Annotated in this window: 1 protein-coding gene; it reads right to left on the bottom strand. The window is 77.2% G+C overall.

Annotated elements, in window-relative coordinates:
• Positions 1-8,657, bottom strand: an 8,657-nt coding sequence (locus ACFWXO_RS44005) for a type I polyketide synthase (protein WP_380532566.1), incomplete at its 3' end; no start/stop codon positions are given.
• Positions 8,658-8,893: the final 236 nt, after the last annotated feature.

Below are 8,893 nucleotides of genomic sequence, written 5' to 3'. Positions count from 1 at the left end.
TCCGGCGAACCCACCCCACCCGGATACCGGCACGCCATCCCCACGATCGCCACCGGCTCGTCCACCACCACCGCCCGCACCACCGACACCTCCCGGTCCACGGTCCGGGTGCCGTCCAGCTCGGCGAGCAGGCGCCGGGCCAGGGCGGCCGGGGAGGGCTGGTCGAAGACGACGGTGGCGGGCAGTCGCAGGCCCGTCGCGGTGTTGAGGCGGTTGCGCAGTTCCACGGCGGTCAGCGAGTCCAGGCCGAGGTCCTTGAAGGCACGGTCCGGGTCGACGGTGTCCGTGCCGCTGTGCCCGAGCACGGCGGCCACCGCTCCGCGCACCAACTCCGCTGCCGTCCGGGCGCGTTCGGCCTCGGGGAGGGCGGCGGTGCGCTCGGCCCAGCCGGTGCCGCCCGCCGGTCCTCCGGCGCGCGCGGCGGCACTGCGGCGCAGCGGGGTGCGGACCAGGCCGCGCAGCGGGGCCGGCAGCGGTCCCTCGGCGGCGCGGGCGCGCAGTGCGGCCCGGTCGATCCTGGCCGGTACCAGCAGCGGGTCGGCTCCGGCGAACGGGGCGGATCCGGCGAGTGTGTCGGCTCGGGCGAGCAGGGCGGTTCCGGCGAGCGCCGCGTCGAACAGCTCCAGTGCGGCCGTGGTGTCCAGCGGCGGCAGCCCGCTGCGGCTCCAGCGGCGGAGGGCCTCGGCGTCCAGGGCGCCGGCCATGCCGTCCTGGTCGGCCCAGAGCGACCAGGCCAGCGAGAGGGCGGGCAGGCCGAGTGTCCGGCGGTGCTGGGCGAGCGCGTCCAGGAAGCTGTTGGCGGCCGCGTAGCCGCCCTGGCCGGCGGTGCCGGTGATGCCCGAGACGGAGGAGAACAGGACGAAGGCGGCCAGGTCGAGGTCGGCGGTGAGCTCGTGCAGGTGCCAGGCGGCGTCCGCCTTGGGCCGCAGCACCCGGGCGATCCGGTCGGCGTCGAGTCCGGTGAGGGTGGCGTCGTCCACGATTCCGGCGAGGTGGAGGACCGCGCGCAACGGACGGTCGGTCGGCAGGTCGGCGAGGAGGGCGGCCAGCGCGGCCCGGTCTCCGGTGTCGGCGGCGGCGAGGACCACCTCCGCGCCCAGGGCGGTCAGTTCGGCGGCGGTCTCGGCCGCTCCGGGGGCCGCCGGGCCACGGCGGCTGACCAGCAGCATCCGTCGGACGCCGTGCCGCTCCACCAGGTGGCGGGCGAGCAGGCCGCCCAGGCCGCCGGTGCCGCCGGTGATCAGGACGGTGCCCCCGGTCAGGTCCGGCGCGGGGCCGCCGGTCTGGGCCGGTGCAGCGCCGTCGGTCCGGCCCGTCGCGACGCCGTCGGCCGGTCGGGACGGGCGGGGTGACGGCACGGGCTGGAGCACGGGTCGGAGTACCGCGCCCGCGCGCAGGGCGAGTTGGGGCAGGCCGGTGGCCAGGGCGGCCGGGAGCGCGGCGGCCGAGGCCGGGTCGTCGTCCAGGTCGACGAGCCGGAAGCGGTCGGGGTGCTCGCTCTGGGCGCTGCGCAGCAGCCCCCAGACGGCGGCCGCGGCCGGGTCGGGCGCGGGACCGTCGGCCGTGGCGGCGGTGGCGCCCGTGGCGGCGGTGGCGGCGACCGCGTGCCGGGTGAGGACGGCGAGGACGGTGTCCGCCAAGCGCTCGTCGGCCAGCCAGTCCTGGGCGAGCCGCAGCGCTTCGCGGGTGAGCTCGCGCGCTGCGGCGGGCCGGTCGGCGCCGGTGTCCGGCAGGACGGCGAGGACGGTCCCGGGGGCGGGCTGCCCCGCGTCGAGGGCGGCGCGCAGTGCGGCCGGGTCCGAGAGAACGGGCAGCGCGGACAGGCCCTGCGGTGCGGGCCCCAGCAGCAGGGTCCGCCCGGGGGCGGGCCGGGCGTCGACCGGCACGGGGATCCAGTCGAGGCGGTGCAGCGCCCCGCGCTCGGCGGACCGGTCGGCGGCGTCGGCGGGTGTCGCGGTGCGCAGGGCGAGCGAGCCGACGGACAGCACGGGCCGGCCCTCGACGTCGAAGGCCGCGAGGGCGGCCCCTTCGGCGCCCGGTGTCCAGCGGACCCGCAGCAGGGCCGCTCCCTGGGCGTGCAGCCGGACGGCACCGAAGGAGAACGGCAGCGGCAGGCCGCCCCCGGCGGCCCGGTCGGCGCTCTCGGCGTCCACCAGCGGGTGCAGGGCGGCGTCCAGCAGGGCCGGATGGATGCCGAACGCCTCGGCGGAGAGCGCCTGTTCGTCGCCCAGCGCGAGTTCGGCGAACAGCTCCGGGCCGAGCCGCCAGGCCGCGCGCACGCCCTGGAAGGCGGGGCCGTACGCGTACCCCCGGGCGAGCAGCCGGGCGTACAGGGCGTCCGGGTCCAGCGGTTCGGCGCCGGCCGGCGGCCAGGCGGCGAGCTCCGGCGCGGCCGCCGGAGCCGCCCCCGGAAGGGCCTCGGTGAGCGAGCCGTCGGCGAGCGAGCCCTCGGCGAGCAGGCCCTCGGCGTGCCTGGTCCAACCCTCGCCGTCCTCCTGGCCGGGGCGCTGGGGGCGGGCGTGGACGGCCAGGGTCCGGCGCCCGTTCCCGTCCGACGGGCCGACCGCGAGCTGGAGTTGGACGGCGCCGTCGGCGGGCAGCGGCAGCGGGGCGTGCAGGGTCAGCTCCTCGACGCCGTCGGCACCGATGCGGGCGGCGGCGGCCAGCGCCAGTTCCAGGAAGGCGGTGCCGGGCAGCAGCGGGGTGCCGAGGATCTCGTGCTCCGCGAGCCAGGCCTGCCCGGCCGGGGAGATCCGGCCGGTGAGCAGCAGTCCGCCGTCCTCGGCGGTCCCGACGGCGGCGGCCAGCAGGGGGTGGCCGGCCTCGGCCAGCCCGAGGGCGGCGGCGTCGGTGACCGGGCGGGGCGCCGACCAGTAGTGGGCGTGCTGGAACGGGTAGGTGGGCAGGTCCAGTGGGACCGCCGGGCCGGGCAGCAGCGGCCGCAGCACCTCGGCCGGGGCGCCGGCGGCGTACAGCCGGGCCAGCGCGTCCGCCAGGACGCGGACCTCCGGACGGCCGCGACGGGCGAGCGGGAGGACGGCTACGGGGTCGGCGTCCTGGTCCAGCGCCTCCCGGACGAGCGGGGTGAGGACGGCGTCGGGGCCGAGTTCCAGGTAGCGGGTGACGCCCTGCTCGTGCAGCGTCTGCACGACGTCGTGGAAGCGCACCGCCGAACGGATGTGCCGCGCCCAGTACGCCGGGTCCGCGAACTCCTCCGCCGTGGCCAGGCCGCCGGTCAGGTCGGAGACCACCGGCAGCAGCGGCTCCGCGAACACCACCCCGCCCGCCACCCGCGTGAACTCCTCCAACACGCCGTCCATGTGCGGCGAATGGAACGCATGACTGACCGTCAGCTGCTTGACCCTGCGCCCGCGTTCACGCCACCGCCCGGCCAGCTCCAGCACCGCGCCGTCGTCACCGGAGAGCAGCACCGAACGCGGCCCGTTCACCGCCGCCAACGACACCGACCCCTCCAGGCCCACCAGTTCGGCCAGCACCTCCTCCTCCGCGGCCTCCACCGCCACCATCGCCCCACCCGAACGCGCCGACCCCATCAACCGGCCCCGGGCCGCCACCAACACCGCAGCATCGTGCAGCGAGAACGCACCCGCCACGAACGCCGCCACCACCCCGCCGATCGAATGCCCGGCCACCACATCCGCCGTCACACCCGCCGACACCGCCAACCGGTACAGCGCCACCTCCACCGCGAACAACGCCGGCTGAGTGAACTCCGTACGGTCCAGCAGCTCCCCGCCCTCGAACACCACCTCCCGCAACGACCGCCCCAACAACGGATCGAACGCCGCGCACACCTCGTCGAACGCCGCCGCGAACACCGGGAACGCCCCGTACAACCCATGCCCCATACCCGACCACTGACTGCCCTGACCCGTGAACACGAACGCCGTACGACCACCGTCACGGGCGGAGCCGGTGACCGGCCCGGAGGAGCCGGAGGCATCCGTACCGGTCGCCAACGCCCGGAGGCCGTCCAGCAGTTCGGAGCGCTCCGAGCCCAGCACCACCGCCCGCCGCTCGAAAGCGGAGCGGGTGGAGACCAGGGCCCGGCCCAGCGTGCCCGGGTCCACGTCCGGGTGCCGCTCGGTGTAGGCCAGCAGTCGTGCGGCCTGGGCGCGCAACGCCGCGTCGGTACGCGCCGACACCGGCCAGGCCACCACCCCCGACGGCTCCACCACCTCCTCCGAAGACAGCGCGACCTCCGGCGCCTGCTCCAGGATCACGTGCGCGTTCGTCCCACTGATCCCGAAGGACGACACCCCCGCCCGACGCGCACGACCCACCTCCGGCCACTCCCGCGCCCCGGCCAGCAGTTCCACCCCACCCGAAGCCCAGTCCACCAACGGCGACGGCTCCCCCGCATACAACGACCCCGGCAACACCCCCTCCGCCAGAGCCCGCACCATCTTGATCACACCACCCACACCCGCAGCCGCCTGCGCATGCCCGATGTTCGACTTCAACGACCCCAACCACAACGGCCGCTCAACAGAACGCTCCTGGCCGTAGGTCGCCAGCAACGCCTGCGCCTCGATCGGATCCCCGAGCCGCGTCCCCGTCCCGTGCGCCTCCACCACATCCACATCCGTCGTGCCCAACCCCGCAGCCGACAACGCCGCCCGGATCACCCGCTCCTGCGAAGGCCCGTTCGGCGCCGTCAAACCGTTCGACGCACCGTCCTGATTCACCGCCGAACCCCGCACCACCGCCAACACCCGATGCCCGTGACGCACCGCATCCGACAAACGCTCCACCACCAGCACCCCCACCCCCTCACTCCACCCCGTCCCGTCCGCACCCGCCGCGAACGACCGGCACCGACCGTCCACCGACAACCCCCGCTGCCGACTGAACTCCACGAACATGCCGGGGCTCGACATCACCGTCACGCCACCGGCGAGAGCCAGGTCGCAGTCCCCGGTGCGCAGCGCGGCGGCAGCCTGGTGCAGTGCGACCAGCGAGGAGGAGCACGCGGTGTCCACCGTCACCGCCGGGCCCTCCAGGCCGAAGGCATACGCGACCCGGCCGGAGATCACGCTGGTCGTGCTGCCGGTGAGCACGAAGCCGTCCGCGCCGTCGGAGCCTTCGGAGAGGCGCGGACCGTACTCCATCGCGGTGGCGCCGACGTAGACGCCGGTGCGGCTGCCGTGCAGGTCGGCCGGGTCGATCCCGGCCGACTCCAGCGCCTCCCAGGACGACTCCAGGACCAGCCGCTGCTGCGGGTCCATCGCCGCCGCCTCACGCGGCGAGATCCCGAAGAACTCCGCGTCGAACCCGCCCGCGCCGGTGAGGAATCCGCCGTGCCGGGCGTAGCTGGTGCCCGGGTGGTCGGGGTCGGGGTGGTAGAGCGCGTCGAGGTCCCAGCCCCGGTCCGAGGGGAACGACGAGATCGCATCCCGACCCTCCACCACCAACCGCCACAACTCCTCCGGCGAACCCACCCCACCCGGATACCGGCACGCCATCCCCACGATCGCCACCGGCTCGTCCACCACCACCGCCCGCACCACCGACACCTCCCGCTCGTCACCGCGCAGGTGCCGGGCCAGGGCCTCCGGGGTCGGGTGGTCGTAGACGGCGGACGCGGACAGCGCGAGCCCGGTGGCGGCGGTCAGGCGGTCGGCCAGTTCGACGGCGCCCAGCGAGTCCAGGCCGAGGTCCTTGAAGGTCCGTCGGCCGTCCAGGGTGTGCGGGCTGGGGTGGCCCAGCACTACGGCGGCCTGGGCCCGGACGAGGTCCAGCAGCTCGCCGTCCGGCCGCCGTACCGGCGCCGCCGGAACGGGCTCGGGCTCGGCGGCGGGAACGGGCTCAGCGGCGCCGACGGGCTCGGCCGCTGGCACGGGCTCGCGCTCGGCGGCCGTGCCCGGTCCGCCCGGGAGGGCGTCCGCCCCCGCCAGCCAGTACCGCTCCCGCTGGAACGCGTACGTCGGCAGCGCGACCGCCCGGGCCGCAGCAGCACCCGCACCCTCGCCCTCACCCTCACCCGCGCCCGGACCGAAGTACCGCGCCCAGTCGACCTCGCCGCCCCGGGCGTGCAGCAGCCCGACCGCGCCGAGCACACTCGCCGGCTCCGGCCGCCCCCGCCGCAGCAGCGCGGCGCCCGCGACCTCGGCGCCCGGCCCGTCGGCCGCCGCCGTGGACCGGGCGAGCGCGGTGAGCACCGCGTCCGGGCCGAGTTCGAGGTGGGTGCGCACGCCGAGGCCGTGCAGGGCGCGCACCGCGTCGGCGAAGCGGACGGCCTCACGGGCGTGCCGCACCCAGTGCTCGGGGTCGGCCAGGGTGTCCGCCGCGACCGGGCGGCCGGTGAGGGTGGAGACCAGCGGCAGCCGGGGCGGCGCGTACGTCAGCCCGGCGGCGACCGCGCGGAACCGCTCCAGCGCCGGGTCCATCAGCGGGGAGTGGAAGGCATGACTGACCCGCAGTCGGCGGGTGCGCCGCCCCAGCGCGGCGAGCTCGGCGGCCACCGCGAGGACGGCCGCTTCGGCCCCGGACAGGACGACGGCGCGCGGGCCGTTGACCGCGGCGATGCCCACCTCGCCCTCCCGGCCGGACAGCCGGTCCAGCACCTCCTCCTCGGCGGCCTCCACCGCCACCATCGCACCGCCCGTGGGCAGTTCGGCCATCAGCCGGCCCCGGGCGGTGATCAGGACGGCGGCGTCGGCCAGGGTGAGCACCCCGGCGGCGTGGGCGGCGGCGATCTCGCCGATGGAGTGCCCGGCCACGGCGTCCGGGGTCACCCCCCAGGAGCGCAGCAGGGCGTGCAGCGCGTTGCCGAGCGCGAACAGCGCCGGCTGGGTGTACTCGGTGCGGTCCAGCAACTCGCCCTCGGGGCTTCCGGGTTCGGCGAACAGGAGGCTGCCGAGCGGCCGGTCGAGGTGCGGGTCGAGGGCGGCCAGGGTCTCGTCCAGTGCGGCCGCGAACGCCGGGAAGCGCGCGTACAGTCCGCGTCCGACGCCGGGGCGCTGGCTGCCCTGGCCGGGGAACAGGAAGGCGGTGCCACCGACGGCGCCCGCTGTGCCGGTGACCGCCCCGGGGGCCTCCCGCCCGGCGGCCAGCGCGTCCAGCGCGGCGAGCAGCCCGGCCCGGTCCTCGGCCACCAGGACGGCGCGGTCCTCGAAGGAGGTCCGGGCGAGGGCGAGCGGGCCGGCGAGTTCGGCCGGGCCGAGCGCGGGGTGCGCGGCCAGGTGCGCGCGCAGGGCGGCGGCCTGTCCGCGCAGCGCCGGGCGGCCGCGGCCGGAGAGCAGTACCGGCGCGGGCAGGGGCGCCGGGCGGGGGGCGGGCGCGGGCACCGGCGGGGCGCCGGTCAGCACGACGTGGACGTCCGTGCCGCCCATGCCGAAGGAGCTGACCCCGGCCAGCCGGGCCGCCGTCGCGGCACCGGGCCAGGGGGTGCGCTCGGTGGCGACCCGCAGCCGCAGCTCCGTCAGGTCGACGGCCGGGTTGGGGGTGCGGTGGTGCAGGGTCGGCGGCAGCTCGCCGTGGTGCAGCGCGAGCACCGTCTTCACCAGGCCGACCAGGCCGGCCGCCCCTTCCAGGTGGCCGACGTTGCTCTTCGCCGAACCGACCAGCAGCGGGGCGTCCGCGGCCCGGCCGGCCCCCAGCACCCGGCCGAGCGCGGTGGCCTCCACCGGGTCGCCGACGGCCGTGCCGGTGCCGTGCAGCTCGACGTACTGGACGGCGGCCGGGTCCACCCCGGCCCGGCGGTAGGCGGCCGCCAGCACCTCGGCCTGGCCGTCGGCGCCGGGCACGGTCAGGCCGTCGGTGGCGCCGTCGTTGCCGAGGGCGCTGCCCAGCAGCACGCCGTACACCGGGTCGCCGTCCGCCAGCGCCGCGGCCAGCGGCCTGAGCAGCACCGCGACACCGCCTTCGCCGCGCGCGTACCCGTCGGCGGCCGCGTCGAGCGGACGGCTGCGGCCGTGCGGGGACAGGCCGCCGAAGCGGGCCGCGCCGAGCGTGCTGTCCGGCGCGGCGATCAGGTTCACCCCGAGGACGAGGGCGAGGTCGGACTCGCCGCGGCGCAGGCTCTCGGCGGCCAGGTGGACGGCGGCCAGGGAGGAGGACTGCGCGGTGTCCACGGTCAGGCTCGGACCGCGCAGGCCCAGCTGGTAGGAGAGCCGGTTGGCGATCATGCCCCGGTTGAGGCCGGTCAGCGTGTGCCGGTCCACCGAGCCCGGGCCCTGCCGGTGCACCAGTGCCGCGTAGTCGTCCAGGAAGGCGCCGACGAACACCCCGGTACGGCTGTCGCGCAGCCGGGCGGGCAGCCGGCCGGCGTCCTCCAGCACCTCCCAGCCGAGTTCCAGCACCAGCCGCTGCTGCGGGTCCATCGCCGCCGCCTCACGCGGCGAGATCCCGAAGAAGGCGGCGTCGAAGGTGTCAATCCGCTCCAGGAAGGCGCCCGCGCGCGGCACACCGGGGGTGTCCGCCGGCCAGCGGTCGGCGGGGGGCTCGCCGACGGCGTCCCGGCCCTCGCGCAGCAGCTCCCAGAACGCCGCCGGGTCGGGCGCACCGGGGAGCCGGCAGGCCAGGCCGACCACGGCGACGGCGCCGGGCGGCACCTCGACGGCGGGCGGCACCTCGACGGCGGGGGCGGCGGTGCGGGCGGCAACGGCGGCAGGGGTCTCGGGCTTGGCGGTCATCGCGGGGTGTGTGCTCCTCGTCGAGGCGGTGCGGGGCGTCGGGGCGGTGCGGCAGGAGGGGCAGGGGTGGCGTGGTGACGGAGTCGCGGCTGGCCCGGAGGGCACGCGCCGGGCCGGCACCGGCGGTCATGCTCGGCGGGGCGGCTAGGGCCTGTCCGGCGGATCTTGGCAGATCAGCGCGCGGCGTTGGGCGCCCGGCTGGGCGTGCGCCCGAGTCGGCCTCGTACTGGACGTAC

Origin of the sequence: Kitasatospora sp. NPDC059088 (assembly GCF_042738155.1) — a bacterium.
GTDB lineage: Bacteria > Actinomycetota > Actinomycetes > Streptomycetales > Streptomycetaceae > Kitasatospora.
This window is presented reverse-complemented; position numbering and strand designations above follow the sequence as displayed.